Annotated in this window: 16 protein-coding genes and 1 tRNA gene; 7 read left to right on the top strand and 10 right to left on the bottom strand. The window is 67.8% G+C overall.

All coding sequences use genetic code 11. The features are described from left to right. The first annotated feature begins 221 nt into the window (after positions 1 to 221). On the top strand, positions 222 to 1,721 hold the full coding sequence (locus ACIGAQ_RS21395; protein ID WP_399785014.1) for a helix-turn-helix domain-containing protein: 1,500 nt from the start codon (positions 222 to 224) through the stop codon (positions 1,719 to 1,721). A gap of 288 nt (positions 1,722 to 2,009) precedes the next feature. Here ACIGAQ_RS21395 and ACIGAQ_RS21390 read toward each other — a convergent pair whose 3' ends face one another. Then, positions 2,010 to 4,250, bottom strand: coding sequence for a hypothetical protein (locus tag ACIGAQ_RS21390; RefSeq protein ID WP_399785011.1), 2,241 nt, complete (start codon positions 4,248 to 4,250; stop codon positions 2,010 to 2,012). Between the two features lie 423 nt (positions 4,251 to 4,673). Beyond that, positions 4,674 to 5,771: a DUF1152 domain-containing protein gene (locus tag ACIGAQ_RS21385; protein WP_399785008.1), complete on the bottom strand. Its 1,098-nt coding sequence runs from the start codon at positions 5,769 to 5,771 to the stop codon at positions 4,674 to 4,676. A 144-nt stretch (positions 5,772 to 5,915) separates the two neighbouring features. On the opposite strand from ACIGAQ_RS21385, the gene ACIGAQ_RS21380 reads away from it, so the two are divergent. Both ACIGAQ_RS21380 and ACIGAQ_RS21375 read left to right on the top strand, forming a co-directional pair. After that, positions 5,916 to 6,656, top strand: a complete 741-nt coding sequence (locus ACIGAQ_RS21380) for a GntR family transcriptional regulator (protein ID WP_399785005.1) — start codon at positions 5,916 to 5,918, stop codon at positions 6,654 to 6,656. 274 nt (positions 6,657 to 6,930) lie between these two features. Beyond that, positions 6,931 to 7,392, top strand: coding sequence for an ATP-binding protein (locus ACIGAQ_RS21375; protein WP_362276261.1), 462 nt, complete (start codon positions 6,931 to 6,933; stop codon positions 7,390 to 7,392). A gap of 83 nt (positions 7,393 to 7,475) precedes the next feature. Here the strand turns inward: ACIGAQ_RS21375 and ACIGAQ_RS21370 are convergent, their stop codons facing one another. Further along, the gene (locus ACIGAQ_RS21370; RefSeq protein ID WP_399785002.1) at positions 7,476 to 7,706 is read right to left on the bottom strand and encodes a hypothetical protein; all 231 of its coding nucleotides are present in this window, start codon (positions 7,704 to 7,706) and stop codon (positions 7,476 to 7,478) included. A 358-nt stretch (positions 7,707 to 8,064) separates the two neighbouring features. Then, positions 8,065 to 8,138: transfer RNA gene (locus ACIGAQ_RS21365), tRNA-Gly, on the bottom strand. A 534-nt stretch (positions 8,139 to 8,672) separates the two neighbouring features. On the opposite strand from ACIGAQ_RS21365, the gene dcd reads away from it, so the two are divergent. Beyond that, a complete protein-coding gene (dcd, locus tag ACIGAQ_RS21360) occupies positions 8,673 to 9,248 on the top strand; it encodes a dCTP deaminase (protein ID WP_094054610.1) in 576 nt (191 codons plus the stop codon). A gap of 11 nt (positions 9,249 to 9,259) precedes the next feature. Continuing rightward, the gene (locus ACIGAQ_RS21355) at positions 9,260 to 9,757 is read left to right on the top strand and encodes a phosphoribosyltransferase (protein WP_311679252.1); all 498 of its coding nucleotides are present in this window, start codon (positions 9,260 to 9,262) and stop codon (positions 9,755 to 9,757) included. A 66-nt stretch (positions 9,758 to 9,823) separates the two neighbouring features. Here the strand turns inward: ACIGAQ_RS21355 and ACIGAQ_RS21350 are convergent, their stop codons facing one another. From ACIGAQ_RS21350 to ACIGAQ_RS21330, 5 genes are all read right to left on the bottom strand, one after another. Then, a complete protein-coding gene (locus ACIGAQ_RS21350) occupies positions 9,824 to 10,834 on the bottom strand; it encodes a Yip1 family protein (RefSeq protein ID WP_399784999.1) in 1,011 nt (336 codons plus the stop codon). A 107-nt stretch (positions 10,835 to 10,941) separates the two neighbouring features. Next, a complete protein-coding gene (locus ACIGAQ_RS21345) occupies positions 10,942 to 12,369 on the bottom strand; it encodes a VCBS repeat-containing protein (RefSeq protein WP_399784997.1) in 1,428 nt (475 codons plus the stop codon). Between the two features lie 74 nt (positions 12,370 to 12,443). Beyond that, positions 12,444 to 13,859, bottom strand: coding sequence for an FG-GAP-like repeat-containing protein (locus ACIGAQ_RS21340; protein ID WP_399784994.1), 1,416 nt, complete (start codon positions 13,857 to 13,859; stop codon positions 12,444 to 12,446). Between the two features lie 35 nt (positions 13,860 to 13,894). After that, positions 13,895 to 15,301, bottom strand: a complete 1,407-nt coding sequence (locus ACIGAQ_RS21335) for an FG-GAP-like repeat-containing protein (RefSeq protein WP_399784992.1) — start codon at positions 15,299 to 15,301, stop codon at positions 13,895 to 13,897. Between the two features lie 35 nt (positions 15,302 to 15,336). Next, complete coding sequence (locus ACIGAQ_RS21330; protein WP_399784989.1) at positions 15,337 to 15,498, bottom strand: hypothetical protein; 162 nt, start codon at positions 15,496 to 15,498, stop codon at positions 15,337 to 15,339. 297 nt (positions 15,499 to 15,795) lie between these two features. On the opposite strand from ACIGAQ_RS21330, the gene ACIGAQ_RS21325 reads away from it, so the two are divergent. Next, positions 15,796 to 17,136: a hypothetical protein gene (locus ACIGAQ_RS21325; RefSeq protein ID WP_399784986.1), complete on the top strand. Its 1,341-nt coding sequence runs from the start codon at positions 15,796 to 15,798 to the stop codon at positions 17,134 to 17,136. 88 nt (positions 17,137 to 17,224) lie between these two features. Here ACIGAQ_RS21325 and ACIGAQ_RS21320 read toward each other — a convergent pair whose 3' ends face one another. Then, on the bottom strand, positions 17,225 to 17,560 hold the full coding sequence (locus tag ACIGAQ_RS21320) for a DUF6233 domain-containing protein (protein ID WP_094054617.1): 336 nt from the start codon (positions 17,558 to 17,560) through the stop codon (positions 17,225 to 17,227). A gap of 180 nt (positions 17,561 to 17,740) precedes the next feature. Between ACIGAQ_RS21320 and ACIGAQ_RS21315 the strand changes: the two genes are divergently transcribed. Next, complete coding sequence (locus tag ACIGAQ_RS21315) at positions 17,741 to 18,388, top strand: DUF1707 domain-containing protein (protein ID WP_399784982.1); 648 nt, start codon at positions 17,741 to 17,743, stop codon at positions 18,386 to 18,388. Positions 18,389 to 18,478: the final 90 nt, after the last annotated feature.

Here is an 18,478-nt window from a genome sequence, read left to right as displayed (position 1 = left end):
GACGGTTTGGGCGCTGACCTGGGCGTACAGCTAGAGGGCAGCCTCCGTAGGCCGGCCTGCTTACCGTGATTCCCCGTAGTTCCCCGCTCGATCTGGTGCGCTTGTGGTGCGGCAACGACGACTCGTCGAAAGCCCACCGAAGAACACTCCGAGCCCGGTAGTACTCCTAAGATGAGTCCTTCTACATGCGGCAGTTGGACTGTGCGGATGGGGGCTGGCGCGTGGCTGTGGTCGTAGAGCCTGTGGTGACTGAGGAAAAGCTGCGGGAGCTGTTGGCAGAAGGGGCGGAACAGAGAGCTCTCGACTACAAAGAAGCGCTCAACCTGTCCGAGCGGCGTGACTTGGTAGACATCGCCAAGGACGTTGCAGCTATGCAGGCCGAGCCCAGTGGTGGATACCTCGTCATCGGCGCCGATGATCACGGCAACCCCACTGGTCGGCTCTCTGGGGACCAGACTCGTAGTTTCGACGAGGCGACGCTGCGACCTAAGTTGCAGAGGTACATCCCGACGCTCACGCTCCACACGGCTGCCCACTGTCTCGACGGTAAGTGGCTCGTTCTGCTCTACGTCGCCCCCAGTGCGGACGGGTGTTGTGTCTTCCAGGTCGAAGGCACCTACCAGGACGGCAAGAAGCAGGTCACTGTCTTTCGTGCTGGTGACGTCTTCGTGCGACATGGCACTTCCAGTGAGCGGTGGAAGCAGAGTGACGTGGTCGGCGTGTGGCAGCGGGCCATCGCGTCTCGTAAGGAGGCCTGGCGGCGGGAGCTGCGCCAGGAACTGGAAGCACAGGGAGCTATCGGAGCTGCTGCCCAGCGCGTACGTCAACGATCGGTCTCGGCTCTCACCTGGCAGCTGGACCAGGAAGTGTTCGAGGCCGCGGTGCTGGAGTACCTCCGTGCCGAGGATGACATCCCGCTTCGACAGTTCTTGCTATCTGCCCCGGCACAGGCCCGCGAGCTTCTCACCAACAAGCCTGAAGATCTGCCCACCCTCCTGAACCGCGTGGCCAGTCTCACTGCCTTGAGCCTCGTCCACGAGCGAGCGCAGTGGGCCGCCAAGGGCACGGACTCCTTGCTCTCCATCTACAACCTTGGCAATGATCTTCCTGAGTCTGCTCAAGATTCCCTCAGTGGGCCGCGACTGTGGTTGTCCGTGCTGGAGCGGGTCTATGGGCTTGGCGGTCTTGCTGTTCGGCTCCAAGACTGGCCAGCGGTCCGCATACTCGCGGACCGACGTGGAACTAACCAGGGCTTCGAATGGTTCGGTAGTTGGCTTCGACACGGTTTGACGACGGCTTCCCGCGCCGGTCTGCTTGCTTCCGGTGCTTCGCACAGCTCGGGATTGATCGCGGCGGCCCATAACACTGTCCGGGAAGTGCCAGCCCTTCATCCTGATGCCTCACCTGACGACGACGCCGTGCTCAACAGCCTGTGCCAGTTCGACGCGCTTGGCGCGCTAGTCGTTATGGGAGTAACAGGCAAGGCGGCGACCCGTAACTTTTATACCAATTTCGCCCGGTATATGACGCAGCGCACCGAGCCGGCACTGGTCGCTATCACCCGCGACGCCGAGATGCGCCAAACGCTCTTTGATGGCAGCCCTGAGCTGCTGGAGGAAAGCCTCAAGCTCCTGGTTCACATGGCTGACAGCGAAGGCTTCGGCTACAACGGGTGGACCGGTGTCAGCGACCCGCACCTACAAGAAGTCGTGTACGACTGAGTAACGAAAAAGGCGCCGACCACTCAACGGTCGGGACCTTCGTTTTGGCTGGCTAGCCGTGGCGGAGGGCACGGGATGTGAACTCGTGAGGAGTTGCGCCGACACTCTTTCCAACTGTGTTGGTGGGCTCGTGTGCCTCGGACGGGGCCGTTCGCCTACGTTCATGGGCGACCGTCTGCCGACGCCCAGACGTTTCCGGGTCACCCCTGAACGGCCGTGAACGGGGCTGAATGAGACGGAAACTGAGACGGGTCGGCTAGCAACTAGGCCCCGGACCGCCGGCACGGGTTACTCGGCCAATCGACCAAAGAGCCCTTCCAGATATGACTCCGTCACGTATCCACCCTCTCTGAAACCGTCGGGACGCTCGTAATCATCGTCCGGCTCGGCCTCCGCAGCGATGACTTCGTCAATTCTTTCCGAAAGCTCATGTAGGCCGAATTCATCGGCAATTGACTTCATGTCATCTAGATTGGACGGGTGGGGGCCGCTCGATACTATTTCGTCTTCCATAAATCGCTCAAAACGATCAGCGATGTCCCACTCATCTTGCAGGTTAATCCGATCATGGTCTGAAAGGTGATCGATGTAGTGACGCCAATCTTCGGCGGTGTCTAGAGTAGACCCAAGCCAGTCGTGAAACACCTCATGGGCTTCACCCATGTAATGGTCTGCGGAGCGATGAGATGACAGAAGAGTGAATGTACTTGAGGCCTCTGCCTTATCCCCCTTGTGATTGCGCCATTGACCTAGAAGTCGCTCCACTACCACTCTGATTGCTTCATCTCCAACGTGCCATTCTTTGTCGACTTGGAGGTAGATACCAACCCTTTCATCTAGTTTTCCTGTCGGATCAACTCTCGTTATTCCGACACCTGGGATCCATGCCTTCTCTTGCTGCAGTGACGGTGAGTCGAATGACGCACTCATGGCCGCTGTGAACTTCTCCTTCATATTCTTCAAGGCTGTCATCAGTTTGGGATTTCCCTGATAGATGAAGGACCCGCCCCGCGCGTAAAGGAAAAGCTCGGTCAACTGATCGAAAGAGACGGCGGATGCAACGATTGCTTCCAGCACTTTTCGATCCGATGCAACTCTGAAAAGCGCAAATTCAGTCACTGATGGATTGGCGTGCTGAATTGTCGTATCACTGTCGCGATTTCTTGAAATTGCAACAAATGTGCCCTCTAGGACTTCTAGTGCTCTCCGAAAGCTGGATTCTGTACTCAGGACTCCCAAATTACTACAAAGGGATTGGTGAGCCTCCAGGAGAACGTCAATCGCGACACGCCTTGGAAGAGTGCTCAGCACCAAGACAAGCAGTCTCTGTTCGTCAGTGAGGTGCTCCTCAAAAGCGACACGCCAGATTCTCTCAGGATGATCAAGACTTTCCTTGAAGCGGGAAAGATATCCAGGTGATTGAGTATCGAACGCTTTCCCTGTGCAGTATTCAACGAGGCGAGGGTTATAAGATCGATGGTTTAAAATCTCTTTGTACCCACCCTTGGCGATTTCCCGCAGACACGATGCAGCCACGTCAGAGTGCCATAGATGGTTGTAAAGAATTTGGGCCTTGTCTGCTTTGCTGTACGCTTTCAATTCAAGGACAAATTGGTACCTGCTGTCGAGCTCGCCGAGTCTCTCGTAGCTTAGTCTTGCGTCCCGTAGGATATATTCCCGAGTGGTCAAGATTAGCTTCTTCGAAGAATGCCCTGAAGACAGTTTCTCGATAAGGTCGGAAAGGCGTTTATCCTCATTCTTGGCCAGGCGTTCCGAGAATGTAATCTGCCCTAGGAAGTCGTCATAGAGGAAAATCTGGCTGGTGTCTCTACTTAGTGCCACCCATGCTTCATTGATGTCGGCAGACACTTCGATTGGCTCATAACCGACTGAAATATGCTCGGCGATAAGCATCTGTGCCAGAGTCGTTTTTCCGATTCCGGGCGGGCCAGAAATCAGGCAGACATTGTGCTCATCGAGCAAGCGGCGAGCTGGCCCATATGATGACGAGACTACGTACCTTGGCATCGACTTTTCGATTCGCTGCCGCAGCGCTTCGGCGCGGTTCGCGATATCGGAATGCAGGTTCCAGAACAGCTGCATTCCGGTTGAAACCCAAAGTTTTGCGTGGCGCCGTTCTATATCCGGGTAGCGTGTGATGAGGGCATCGATATCTCTTCCGCCTAGAACGTATTCAGGACCGGACATCCATTCCGAAAATAGAGCGTAGATTCGTTCTTTCTGTGACGCGGAGATGTCGAGGGTGGTGATAAAGTGATAAGCGCCAGGGTTCAGTTTTTTGACTTTCTCGACCTCCTTCTCAGCTGCGGCATATAGTTGAGAGAAGGAAGATCTAAGGTAGTGCTTGCACTGAGCAATGGTAGTTATACCGCTTGCGTTCCACCTCAGGTCGATGCCGCCGTCGGCTCCGGCTGCGAACCGTTCCACGGGTACGCCTACTTCGGCTCCCAGCAAGTCGCCGGCAAGCTCTTCGAACTCGACGTCGGATAGCACTGAAAAGTCACGCATGGCAGTTTCTTAGCACAGGTTCTGTCCTACCGAAGGCGGGTTGCCCCGATTCCTTCGGCGGTTGCTCGGGTCGGGCTGAGAGACAGGTCGGCGGAGCGGCTTTGGGCTGGAGCTGCTTTGGCGCGAGTGATCATGGCCCCGTAGGCTTCCGGCGCGTCGGGCAGTCTGTGGACCTGCCCGGTAAAGCACGACGTTGGGGCCATGATCTTCGAGGCTCGCGCCAAAGTGGCTGCCTAAAGCCGTGGAGCCGACCGCCCCAGCCACGACGTACCCCTTCTCTGGCATCAGGTGGCTGACTGCTGTGCGCGCAGCACGGTCGCCGGCCGGGCTGGAGCGGGGCGGAGACAGGAGCGCAGGCCCGGCCGGGGGCCGGGCCGCGCGCGGGGAGCGGAGCGAGCCGCCTTGAACCAGTGAAGAAGGTTGTTACTCAGTAGCGGCTGTGATGCGCCACAAGGGCGCGTCGTACTGCTTCGGACGGCTGTTGATGAGCAGCCGGCGCAGGTCCTCGCGCAAGGAGCCGTTGAGGTTCAAGGCCTCAGTGATGCGGCGGAACGTCGTGTGTGTGACCCCGCGGCTGTGGGCCTCGGCCTCGAACTGGTCGAGTTGAGACAGTACGGCCTCTGGGGCGAGCTGCACCGGTGGCTGGTCCTTGAGCCACGTGGCCTTGTTGCGCTCGTAGTCGATCTCCGAGTAGCCGCAGATCTCGCGGCTGTGTGTCTCGACCTCGTCCAGGGTGGCGGTCGTCAGGATGGCGCGTGCCAACTGGTTGCGGGTGAGCGCCTCGTCCAGGTCGACCTCATGGACCGTCGGGCCTTCATCGGTGAGGGGGACTGGAAGGCCGGCGTCTCGCATTTCGCAGGTGCCGCGTACGCCTCGGGCTGTCGCTGCGAGCATCCCGGTTGCCTCAGAGGGGTGCCATTCCAGGACCGAGCTGATCGGCTCGGTGTCCTTCGCGACGAGGGTGTAGAGGAGCGGACCGAGCATGCCGCGCAGTTCGTCGAGAGGGAGTTCGCCATCGAGGCCGGGGCCCGCTACCAGGAGGCGGACAGGAGCGTTCACCTGGCAGCACGCGGCGAGCGTGATGGCATCGGCAAGTGGGCTCTTCAGCGTCGGTTCATCGCCGCGGGCGAGGATGTCGCCACCTACGTCTAGGAGATCGATTGAGGCCGGTGACAAGTGGTCCACGAGCTCTTCGAGTTGGCGGGTGACGCCCTCGACTCCGTCGCGCGGATCGATCAGCGCGAACGTGTGCCCGAGCTCTGCTGCAAGTCGGGGGAGAGTCGAGCCTGCCGGAGCGATCGGACGGGCCTCGGCCGGCACTGCCCAGACTGCTGGGGTGAGGGGCAGGAGACCGGTGAAGTTGTCTGGTCCTCTGGGGCCCGGTACGGGGTCGACCAAGAGGCGGTCCCACGCGTACGTGAGGATCACCGCCTGGTCCTCGTCGCCGTAGAGGGCGGCGTGAATCATTGCGGCGGCGACTGCGTCGCCCCCTCCTCCTGCTGCGACGATCAACCGCGTCATGCGGATCAGCCTACGGGGTAGGGGGTTGACCACTCACCCTATAGTGGCTAGAGGCCATAGCCACTTGTGTCGAGAAGCAGGCCTCAGCTCGGTAGCGGGGTACCCGCCTACTCGCCTGGGGCTCGCCTTGGGTGAGGAGGACTGATGCCGCAGATCGAGGAGGCTCAGCCGAAGTATCTCCAGATCGCGCACTACATCCGTGATCAGATTCTTCGGGGTGACCTGCGACCGGGGGACGAAGTGCCGTCCGAACGGCAGTTGGCAGCGGACTGGAAGGTGTCGCGGCCCACGGCCGCGCGGTCGTTGGAGGCGCTGAGCCATCAAGGGCTCGTCGAGAAGCGTCAGGGGTCGGGCACGTATGTGCGGAGCCTTGAAGTCAACCGGCGGGCCCGCGAGTTGTACGGGCGCGCTCGGCAGACCGGGAAGATCTACACGCCCGGGGAGTACGCCGTGATCACCTCTGCCGGTTGGCTGGAAGCTCCGGACCATGTGGCTGAGGCGCTGGGCCTGGTCAAGGATCGTCGGGCGGTGCACCGGCGGCGGGTGACCAACAACCAGGACGGGCCGATCACGCTGTCCACCTCGTGGTTCGCTCCGGATGTCGGTCAACGGGCGCCGAAGCTTCTGGAGCCGGAGCGGATCCAAGAGGGGACGCTGCTGTACGTCGAGAACATGACCGGACGGCAGGGGAGTTACGCGGAAGACCGCGTGTGTGCGCGGGAGGCGACGGAGGAGGAGGCCGAGGACCTTCAGCTTGCGGCCGGCTCGGCTGTGCTGATCGTGCACCATGTCGTCTTCGACCTCCAGGACCGGCCGTTGGAGTTCGCTGAGGCCACCTACCCGCCGCATCGCTGGGCGTTCGAGCAGGGCTACCCCCTCACCTGAGGGGGCCAGTTGCGGCGAATCGCTTGCGCCTCCTAAGTGGCTAATGCCACTATCCAGCAAGTGGCTAAGGCCACTTCACTGGGAGGAGGCGCGGTGTGACGAGTCAGCGGCCGGATCAGGGCACGCACTTACTTTGCCTGGGTTGCCGGGGGCGCGGTTGGAAGCGCGTCGGCTGCGTACGACCCTGGCGCTTGCCACCGCTGCCGACCGCGCCCGCGCCACATCGAAGCGGCGCTGCCTCGACTGCGACGGCAGCGGCAGGAAGTGAGCACCCATGGCCTACATGATCGACCGCTACCCGTCTGAGGAGTCACCGCGTCTCGGTGCGATGACCTTGCACCCTGTCGCTGAGTCCGTACCGCGGGCTCGGCGCTGGTTCCGCAAGTTCATCGCCCCGTACAACCCGGCCTGCTCCGTCGACGACTGCGTGCTGATGATCTCGGAGCTGGTCACCAACGCCATCGCTTACGGCCGGTCGGACGAACCCTGGCTCGTACGGGTTGAGTGGTTCCGTGAGGGGACCTCGCTCCGAGTCGACGTGCACAACCCCGGCTTTCCGGCGAACGTGCGGCTGAGGCATCCCGACGCCAACGACTCCCACGGGCGTGGACTTCTCCTGGTCGATTCGCTGGCCGAGTCGTGGCACGCCGCACCGAGCCGGTTCGGCGGAACCGTCGTCTCCTTCCTGGTGGCCGATGCCTGGCCCGAAGGCGGGGTCGCTTCTGCACTGCCGTGAGCCGCTTGGTCGGATTCGCCTCATCTGCTGATCGCGAAGGACTCCGCGCCGGCTCGGTCCATAGGCGGGGTGGCGTGTGGACCTCAGTCCTGTCGTGGCCTGCTGGCCAGTCGGTAAATGGCGTACGTCAGAGCCAGGATGAAGTCGGTGGCCACCCAAAATGCGACGATCAGGCCCACACCGATGGTGGTCCCGAGGTCATGCGCGTCCTCGCACAGCTCAAGATTGTCGCCCGTCAGGCCGTGGCATTCTTCGGGTGTGCCGCTGGTGATCGCGGCGCCCGCGATCACCCAGATCAAGAACAGGATCTGCACGGCGAGGAAGATCCACAGGAAGACCCGGCGCCGTCTTCTTGGTGGGGGTGCCGTTCTTCTCTGGTGCGGGTGCTGAGGCGGACCTGAGCCCTCAGGTCCCGGCCAAGCCCCTGGCGGTGGCACTGGCTCTTGCGGATGGCGTGGACCCCACGACTGAGGGTCCGGAGCGCGGTGCTTCCTGCTCATGACGCGCCCTCCCTCTGCTGCTGACTCCATAGTGCGCTTGGGGGCACCGACCTTGCTCGTTCGCCGACGAGGGGCTAGGCGCCAGTTGTTGTGGTGAAAGCAAGCTGCGTGTGGGGCTGGGGTTGATGCACCGCACAAAAAAACCCCTAGGCCTCTGACCTAGGGGTTCACGTGGAGCGGGTGACGAGAATCGAACTCGCGCTCTCAGCTTGGGAAGCTGATGTTCTACCATTAAACTACACCCGCGTAAGACGCCGACCGGAGTCGGTGTCCGAATGCTCGCCCACTCTACCTCATGCCAGGCTCCCGGTGTCCGCACCGTGGGGCCTGATGGTCTTTCAGGGATGAGATGCGGCTGCGGGGGAACGGAGTTGGGGCGTACCGTGTGGGCGTCGAGGAGGGGCCGGGCGGGATCGGAGTGCCGCCTGGAGGGCCGTCCCTTTGATCCCGTACTGTGGCTTTTGTCGTCAGGCGAGCAGCAGCCGGACGCGGCTCTTGGGGAAGGGACTCTTGGACTTGATGGAGCGCACCGTCGTCCGTTGTGCCGATGGGCACGTGTTCACCACCGCTTCGTTCCCGATGCAGCAGGCCGAGCGGCTCGGCCCCGGGCGCCTGGTTCGGTGCCCGCGATGCGCGCGGCTCCGGAGCGTGGTGCCCGTCAGCTATCAGAAGCAGTAGCAGCGGACACAGCGAGCAGTAGCAGGTAGCAGGTAGCGGCAGTGCAGGCGCGCGGTGGTGTCCGGTTGCGGGCGCTCCGCGCGCCTTGCGTATCCTCGGGGCGTGCTTCTCTCAGACAAGGACATCCGGGCCGAGATCGACGCCGGACGGGTACGCATCGATCCGTATGACGACGCGATGGTGCAGCCGTCGAGCATCGACGTGCGTCTCGACCGCTACTTCCGGGTGTTCGAGAATCACCGGTACCCGCACATCGACCCGGCCATCGAGCAGAGCGATCTGACCCGGCTCGTGGAGCCGGAGGGCGACGAGCCGTTCATCCTGCACCCCGGCGAGTTCGTGCTGGCCAGCACCTACGAGGTCATCACGCTGCCCGACGATCTCGCCTCCCGGCTGGAGGGGAAGAGCTCGCTGGGGCGGCTGGGGCTGGTCACGCACTCCACCGCCGGTTTCATCGACCCCGGGTTCAGCGGGCACGTCACGCTGGAGCTGTCCAACCTCGCCACGCTGCCGATCAAGCTGTGGCCGGGCATGAAGATCGGGCAGCTGTGCATGTTCCGGCTGACGTCGCCCGCCGACTTCCCGTACGGGAGTGAGCGGTACGGATCGCGGTACCAGGGACAGCGGGGGCCCACCGCCTCCCGGTCCTTCCTCAACTTCCATCGGACCCAGGTATGAGCGACAGCAGCATGAGCCCTGTGCGGGAGAACCTCACCTACGAGCAGTTCGGCCTCGCCGTGCGCGAGCTCGCGCAGACGATCGCCGACGACGGCTACGAGCCCGACATCGTGCTCAGCATCGCCCGCGGCGGTGTCTTCGTGGCCGGTGGTCTGGCCTACGCCCTGGACTGCAAGAACATCCACCTCGTGAACGTGGAGTTCTACACCGGTGTGGGGACCACGCTGGAGATGCCCGTCATGCTCGCCCCGGTGCCGAACGTGATCGACTTCTCCCGCAAGAAGGTGCTGATCACCGACGACGTCGCCGACACCGGCAAGACGCTGAAGCTGGTGCGCGACTTCTGCCTCGACACCGTCGCCGAGGTGCGCAGCGCCGTCGTCTACGAGAAGTCGCACTCGCTCGTGAAGTGCGAGTACGTGTGGAAGCGGACCGACGAGTGGATCAACTTCCCGTGGAGCGTGGAACCGCCCGTGGTGCGGCGGGCCGGGCAGGTGCTCGACGCCTGACGTCCGGTGCCGTCATGAGAAGAGGGGCTCCCCGGCGGGGAGCCCCTTCGTCGTCCGCGCGGTCTCTCAGACCGTGCCCAGCTTCACGATCGACAGCAGGGCGATCAGCTGGATCGCCGACGCGCCCAGGGCCTTCGGCCAGGGCAGGTCGTGGGAGCGGCTGACCATCAGGGTCAGCAGCGCGCCGCCCGCGATCCAGGTCGCCCAGCCCAGCAGCTGCACGAACGTCGCGTCGCCGCCGGCGAACATCGCGACGACCAGGCGCGGCGCGTCCGTGAGGGACATGATCAGCATGGACAGGCCGACCGTGGGCTGCCAGGCGCCGTCGCCACCGAGCTGGCGGGCCAGGGTGTGGGTGACCACGCCCAGGACGAACGCGCTCAGTACCATCGCGACGGCCGTCGTCAGGACGATCGGCACCGCGTTCGACAGTGTGGCGTTTATCGCATCCGCGCGGGCGCCGTCGAAGCCGAAGACGGCGAGCAGGCCGTAGAGGAACGTGACGATCAGGGCCGGGCCCCACATCGTGTAGTCCCGCATCTGGAGGAACGTCTGGTTCGGGGCGAGGACGATCCCCCTCAGCAGGGCCTTCCAGTGCAGGCGCGGGCCGACCGGGCCGGGCGGCGGGGCCGCCGAGCCGGCGCGGTAGGTGTCGCCCTGGGTGTAGGGGTCCTCGCCCACCGAGAAGGCCTGGGTGTGGCCCGGGTTGTTCGCCGCGTACGGGTCGTGCGGGCCCTGGGGGCCGGGCGGGTACGCGCCGTCGCCGAAGTACTCCGGCTCGCCGTGGCCGCCGTGGTTGCCGCCGGGGCCGGCGTTCGACTGCGGCCAGGTGGGGCCGCCGCCGTTGCCGTACGGCTGCTGCTGCGGGTACGGCTGCGGCGCCGGCGGGTAGCCGTACGACGGCCCCTGCGGCGTCTGCTGCCCGTACGGAGGGTGTTGCGGTCGCGTCTGAGGAGCGCCGTTGTTCCGGCCGCGTCCGATCCTGAATCCAGCCACGTCTTCGAACGTACCTGGTCCCGGGCGGTGGCGTGCCGGGCCCGGGCATCCGGGCCCGGCTTTGCGGCCGAGCTGTGACATCCCTTAAGGGGCAGGGCCCTTGGGTGTCCGTGAGCCGTCAGGGTTCGGCCGTACGGGCCTCGCCGTGAGGTGCCGGCGAGGTACCGGTGGTGTGGCCGGGGCGGTGGCTAGAGCATGTCCTGGCCGAGCCTGAGGTAGCCGGTGGTCGACATGCCGAGCGAGCCGGGGCCGAAGCTGACCGCGTTCTTCGTGGTGATGCCCGAGGCCGAACCGCGCAGGCTGTAGAGGGCGCCCGAGGGGTGGTTCTCGCCGTCGGCGCCGATCGACAGGTCCGCCTTGCCGTCGCCGGTGAGGTCGGACAGGCGCACCGAGGCGCCGAAGCGGTCGGCGCTCTCGGCGGTGCCGGGGACACCGGCCGTGTTCTGGGTGAACGAGCGGGCGCCGGTGGTGGTCAGACCGGTGGCCGAGCCGCGCAGGACCGTGACACCGCCGGCGATGTTCGCCGTGCCGACGTCCTCGTGGATCGTGCCGACGGCCAGGTCGCCGTAGCCGTCGCCGTCGGCGTCCGCGATCGACAGGTCGTTGCCGAACCAGTCGCCGTCCTCGTCCGCGCCGGGGACGCCGGGGGTGTCCTGGTCGATCGTGACCTGGGGGCTGGTGCGGGCTCCGTCGGGGCCGCCCGGGTACACGCTGACCGAGCCGCCGAGGCTCTTGGCGTCGCCGCCGTAGTCGGCCGTGACGACGTCGTCGTGGCCGTCGTCGTTCAGGTCGCCGACGGTGGCCAGCTCCCAGCCGCCGCTCTTGAGGAACGTCTGGCGGGTGAGGCCGGAGGCGGCGCCGAGGAAGACCATGGCACCGTCCTCGTAGTCCGACGCCTGGCTGCCGGTGGCGACCAGGTCGTCGGTGCCGTCACCGTCGATGTCACCGGCGGCGAGGCTCTGGGCGCCGGCCAGACCCGCGCCGCCCCGCAGGCCGGTGGCGAGCTCGGAGCGGGACGTCGAGCCGTTGGTCTTGGTGAAGTACCGGTGGATCCAGACGTCGCTGCCGGTGCTGCCGACGGCGAGGTCGGGGCGGCCGTCCCCGTCGAAGTCGGCGACCGCGAGGGACATGCCGTACTCGTCGTGGGCGGAGACGGCCGGGTCGGCGACGCCCTTGCCGCCGGACAGGCCGTTCTTGCCGCCCCAGACGACCGTGACGGAGCCGCCGTCGGCGTCGGAGCCGACGTCCTCGCCGACGCTGCCGACGACCAGGTCGGCGTACCCGTCGGCGTTCAGGTCGCCGGAGGCGAGGGCCTTGCCGAAGCGGTCGCCCTGCTCGGCGGTGCCGGGGATGCCGGCGCTGTCCTGGGTGAGGACGGTACGGCGGGCCGCGGCGATGCCGTTCGCGGAGCCGTAGGTGACGACGACGGCGCCCGCGTCGGTCTTGCCGGCGACCGGCGTGTAGGGCGCCGCGGTGGCCAGGTCGCGGTAGCCGTCGCCGTTGAAGTCGTCGGCGTGCTTCGCGGGCGCCGCCGACGCCGGGGCCGCCAGGGTCAGCGGGGCGAGACCGGCGGTGAGCAGGGCGGCGGCGAGTGCGGCCGCGGTCTGCCTGCGCATGAGGGGAACCTCCAGGTGGGGGGTGTGGGGCGGGTGCGGGGTCGGCCGCGAGGACGTGGTGCGAGCGTCGGTGATCAGGAGGTGAGGGCGGTGCCGTAGCCCGGCGTGCCCGCCGTGGAGACGCCCGTGGTGCCCGGGCCGAAGCTCGTCGCGCCGGACGTCGTCGGGCCGGTGGCCGTGGCGCGCAGCGACCAGACGGCGCCGTCGCCGGCGTTCTCGCCCGGCGCGGAGACGGACAGGTCGGCGCGGCGGTCCCCGGTGTGGTCGCTGAGGGTGACGCGCTCACCGAACCGGTCGCCGTTCTCCGAGGCGCCGGGCACGCCCGCCGTGTTCTGGGTGTAGGACACCGCGCCCTTGGTGGTCAGGCCCGACGCCGAGCCGTACAGCACGGTGACGGCCCCCGAGGCGGAGTTCTCGCCCGCGGTGCCGATCGCCAGGTCGGCGAAGCCGTCGCCGTTGACGTCGCCGAGCGCGACGCCGCTGCCGAAGCGGTCGCCCTTCTCGGCGGCGCCGGGCACCCCGGCGGTGTCCTGGGTGAGGACGAGCGGGGCGCGGTCCGGGTCGAGGCCCGCGGGTCCGCCGTAGACGACGGAGACCTTGCCGCCGAGGGCGCCCCCGGGGTCGGCGGAGGCCTCCCGGTCGTTGCCGACGGCGATGTCGTCGTGGCCGTCGTCGTCGATGTCGCCGACGGCCGAGACGAACCCGCCGGGCAGGTTCTGCAGCCAGTCGTTGTAGTTGCCGATCTCCATGTCGGCCAGGGCGGTGGTGGCGGCGCCGTTGTGCGCGGCGCGGCCGTGCAGGACGACGTGGGGGTGGCCGTCGCCGGTGACGTCGCCGGAGGAGAGGTGGGTGACGCCGGTGGCGGAGGACCACCAGTCGTTGCGGGAGCCCGAGGCACCGTTCGGCGAACCGGTCTTCGTGACGGGGCCGTTGACGAGGGTGAGGGTGACCGGGCCGGTGGAGCCGACCGCCACGTCGGGGTCGCCGTCGTGGTCGAAGTCGCCTGCGGCGAGGGTCTGGCCGTAGCGGTCGTAGTCCCGGTCGAAGGGGCTGTGGAGCGAGCGGGCGCCGCTCAGGCCCGACGCGGAGCCCCAGACGAGGGTGACGGTGCCGTTGTTGGTGTCGTACGCGTCCTCGCCGGGCACGCCGATCAGCAGGTCGGCGTAGCCGTCCCGGTTGAGGTCGGCGGAGGCCAGGGCGGAGCCGAAGGCGTCGTCGGCCTCGGCGGCGCCGGGCAGGCCGGCCGTGTCCTGGGTGAGGAGCGTGCGCGTGGAGGTCTTCGGCCCGCCGGCGCTGCCGTAGACGACGGAGACCGCGCCCGCCTTCGCCTTGCCGGAGACGGTGGCACCGGGTGCGCCGATCGCGAGGTCGGTGCGGCCGTCGCCGTTGAAGTCCCAGGGGGCGGCGGCGGTGGCGGCGTGGGCCGAGACGGTCAGGGTGAGCGGGGTCAGGGCCGCCGCGAGCAGGACGGCGGTGATGCGGGTCCGCATGGGGGTGGGTGCCTCGCTGGGGAGTCGTGGGTGGGTCACTGGGCGATGGCCCAGGCGAAGGCGGCGCCGCCCTTGAGGGAGACGTCGCGGGCCGACACGAACAGCGACCCGGAGGTGGTCAGGCCGGAGACGGAGCCGCGCAGGACGGTGACCGCGCCGTAGCCGTTCTCGTAGCCGGCACCGGTGACCAGGTCGGCCTTGCCGTTCTTGTCGAGGTCGACCAGGCGCACCGTCATGCCGAAGGCGTCCATGGTCTCGTTGCTGCCGGGGACGCCGGCGGTGTCCTGCGACCAGGACTTCGCGCCGGTGCCGGTGAGGCCGCCGGCGGAGCCGAACAGCAGGGTGACCGAGCCTGCGTCCTCCACCGAGCCGATGTCCTCGCCCCAGGCGCCGACCGCGATGTCGGCGTAGCCGTCGCCGTTGACGTCCCCGGCGGACAGTGCCGAGCCGAACAGGTCGCCGGTCTCGCCCGCGCCGGGCACGCCCGCGGTGTCCTGGTGGATCACGGTCGGCTTCTGCGCCGGGTCGGGGCCGGACGGGCCGCCGTACCAGACGGTGATCCGGCCGCCCTGGTGTCCGCCGGGCTTCTCCGGCCGAGGGTCCTGGTAGTCGCCGAGGACGAGGTCGCCGTAGCCGTCGCCGTTGACGTCGGCGATGGTGCCCTGCTCGCCGTCGGCGTCCGGCAGGTCGGTGGCGGCGTACTTGGTGCCGGTCCAGCCGTGGAAGGCGATGTCGCCGCCCGGGTCGCCGTCGACGAGGAAGGGGTAGACGCGCTCGGCGTCGCCGTCCCGGTTGAGGTCGCCGGCGAACACTTCGTACGTCGAGCCGAACGTGCCGAGGCTGGTGTGGCTCGCGGGGCCGCTCGTGCGGGTGAAGGGGCCCTTGTAGAGGCGGGTGCGGGACTGGCCGGTGATCGTCACGTCCGTCGCGCCGTCCCCGTCGAAGTCGCCGGTGGCGACGCCGGAGGAGAAGCCGCCCCACTCGGTGAGGTCGGACGGCTGGGACAGGCCCTTGCCGCCGGACAGGCCGGACTTGCCGCCCCAGAGGACGGTGGCGGAGCCGACGCCGTCCCGGTCGCCGATGTCCTCGTACTGGGCGCCCACGACCAGGTCGGAGTAGCCGTCGCGGTCGAGGTCGCCGGCGGCGAGGCTGGAGCCGAAACGGTCGTCCTCCTCGGCGGCGCCAGGGACACCGGCGGAGTCCTGCGTGATGACGGTCCTGCGGGCCGCGGACACGCCGGACGACGAGCCGTACAGCACGACGACGGCACCGGCGCCGTGCACCGAGCCGACGTCGGCGGCGAACGCGCCGATGGCGACGTCGCGGTAGCCGTCGCCGTTGAAGTCGCCGGAGAGGCCGGAGGGTGCGGCCGTGGCGGCGGGGGAGGCGGTGAGCAGGCCGGTGGTGAGGGCGGCGGCCAGGACGAGGGTGCGCTTGCGCAAGGCGGGGCTCCGGGTCGGGGGTGGGGCGGAAGGGCTCAGGCGGCGGGGGTGCCGTGGCCGGCCGGGGGCGTGGGTGTGGAGGCTGGTGTGGAGGCCCGGTGGGGTGTGCCGCTGGGTGGTGTGGCGCGCGGTGCGGTGCGCGGGCGGGCGCGCGGTGCGCTGCGCGGGCGGCCGTACGGCCGGGGCGGCTGGTTCATGCGGGTCTCCTGCGGCGTGCGGGTGCCTGGCGGGCATCCACGGTCGATGAGGCGCCGGGGTCGTCCTCGTTCGCCGGGAGTTGTCCGGGCGTTCATGGGCGGTCGGCGATCAGGAGACCTGCGGGGGGACGTAAGGGTTGTACGTGGGTTCGGTTGTTTTCGGGTCGGGTCCGGGGGGCCAACCGGGGTCATGGCCGGGAAACCCGGAGGACCGTTGTCACCACCCTGCGGTAGAAAGGGCGTTCGGCCGCGCCCGACCTGGCGGGGCGGCCTTCGACGCGTTCCTGTGGGGGGACCTTGTTCAGAACTCGGGCGGCCTGTGCTGCCATCGGTACGGCCGCCGCGCTCCTGCTGACCGGGGGGCCGACGGCGTACGCGGCGGAGGGGGCGGAGGGGCAGGCGCCGGACATCCGCTACGCGAACAGCGTCTCGGGTGACCTCGGCACGCTGCAGATCGGCATCCGCTCCGACAGCGCCGTCACGGGCATCCGGGCCCACCTCGTCTCGGCGGCCACGCAGCAGGAGGTCGCCGTCGTCGACTTCGACGAATTCACCCTGGCCCACGGCACGGCGGACGACGGCGTGTGGCACACGAGGCAGCCGCTCGACCTGCCCGCCCTCGGCACCTACGACGTCCGCGTCGAGGCCACGGACGCCGACGGCGACCGCACCGTGGACAACTCCGCCGGCACGCTCGCCTACTACGTCGCGGCCGTGTTCGAGGACGTGCGCACCGACCGCACGGAGATCGACACGGACGACCGCCAGGTGCGGATCGACGGCACGCTGAAGGGACGCTGGCCGGGGACCCGCGAGCTGAAACCGCTGGCCGGCCACCGGGTCGACCTCGACGTCGACCACTGGACGGAGAGCACCGTCCGCACCGACGCGCAGGGCCACTTCTCCGGCACGGTCACCGTGAACGACGCCGTCCCGGTCCAGGCGGTCTACCGGCACGACAACGCCAACCCGTACGTCCTCCACGGCGAGTCCTCGCCCACGCAGATCGGCATCCGGCAGGTGGCCACCCGCTGGACGATCGAGGCCCCGGCGGCGGCCCGGACGATCGACCTCGGCGAGGAGGTCACGATCACGGCGACGCTGGAGCGTGAGACGCCGCAGGGCTGGGTGCCGTTCGAGGGCCAGAGCGGCGGTGTGCTGTTCGAGCCGTCGGCCGGAGGGCAGTTCGCGAGCGTCGGCTACTTCACCACCGGGGCGGACGGCAGGATCAGCTTCACCCACGCCCCCTGGGAGACCGGCACGTTCCGGGTGGCCTCCCACAGCGACGACCCGTTCATCGCGCCGGCCTCCAGGAACAGCGCGGAGATCAAGGTCCTGCGCGCCTCGGTCTTCACGTCCTTCTCGGCCGGCCGTGCGCAGGGCGGCGGCGTGCACGTCGAGGGCGCCATGGACTTCCCCGACGGCTGGACGCCGGGCACCGTCCCGGTGCACGTCGAGTACTCCCGGGACGGCAAGCGCTGGACGGACCTGCGCACGGTGGAGGCCCAGTGGTCCGGTGAGGGGTACGCCTTCTCGGCGGACCTGCCGGACGCGGGGCGGGGCTCGTACCGGGCGCGCTTCGAGGAGACGGAGTCGTTCCGCGGCGCCACGTCCCAGGTGGTGCGGGTGGGGCGCTGAGGCAGGCAGGTGCGGATGGGGCGGGCGCTGAGGGGCGCGCGGGGCGCGGTGACCTCGCCGGGCATCCGAGGCGCCCGGCGGGGACCCGCTACCCGTCCACGAAGCCCAGGGCCGTGTCCGGCCGGCACTGCGGGCAGGCCTTGACGCCCTCGGCCAGGGCCCGCCGGGCGTGATCGCGGTCGACGCCCCGGCTGCGCTGCCCGGCGTTCCAGCAGCCGCCGACGTGCACGTACACGGCCTCCTGGCCGGACAGCCCGCGCTCGATCAGCCAGTCGGGCGCGGGCGGCCGGGCCAGGAGGCCGTGCCGCCGCTCCGCCTGGCGGCGCTCCTCGTCCGCGATCCACCGACGGGTGCGTGCCAGGTCGCGCTCCTGCACGCGCTCCAGGAAACGGAGCAGCGCGAGCCGCGACTCTGGATCGTTCATGCGTTCGATTCTAGGTTCAGGGTCAGCGGGACGGGAGGGCGAGCCCCTCTCCGCGCGACCCTGCCGCGAGGGCCCGCTGTCACGTGGTTGTTGACCCGCCCGGGCCTCGGCATGATGGGTGCCGCTGTTCGCGTCGCGCGTCGACGTTCACCCCGATCAGGACGGAAGCAGGACGGAAGCATGCCGGGAGAGATCTCGCCCTTCGGGAGCCGGTCCGGCCCCGGCGCCACGCCCGACCTGCGCGCCTCGCACGCCGACCGGGACCGGGTGGTGGACGTCCTGCGCATCGCGGCGGGGGACGGCCTGCTGACCGCGGAGGAGCTGGACGAGCGCCTGGAGACGGCCCTGTCGGCGCGCACCCTGCGGGAACTCGCGCCGCTCACCGCGGACCTCCCACCCGCCCTGGCGGCCGGCACCGAGGCCAAGGACGTCGTCCGCATCGAGCAGGTCCACAGCGGCCCGATCGTGCGTGCGGGGCGCTGGGTGGTGCCGCGGCGGCTGGAGCTCGCGGTGACGTTCTGCAAGGTGACGCTCGACTTCACCGAAGCGGTGCTCACGCACGACACGCTGCGGATCGAGGTGGCGATGACGGGCAAGACCCTGACCCTGATCACGAGACCGGGCATCGTGGTCGACACGGACGGCCTGCAACTGACGCACAGCAGGATCAAGCACCGGCAACCTCCGGCACCGTCCGCCACGCCGATGACGCTACGCGTGGAACTGACCGGCCAGAAGACCCACGGCCGCGTGCTCATCCACCCCACCGGCAGGACTCTCGGGCAGCGCCTGCTGGGGAGGGCGGGGTCTCCCTCCGCGGGGGCCTGACACCGCCACCTCCACGCCGACGGTCCGGCGACAACGCCGACGCCCTCCGCCCGATGACTCGGGCGGAGGGCGTCGTACTCGGCTGAAGTG

The sequence above is a fragment of the Streptomyces sp. NPDC085932 genome, from assembly GCF_044540525.1.
Taxonomy (GTDB): Bacteria; Actinomycetota; Actinomycetes; order Streptomycetales; family Streptomycetaceae; genus Streptomyces; species Streptomyces levis.
This window is presented reverse-complemented; position numbering and strand designations above follow the sequence as displayed.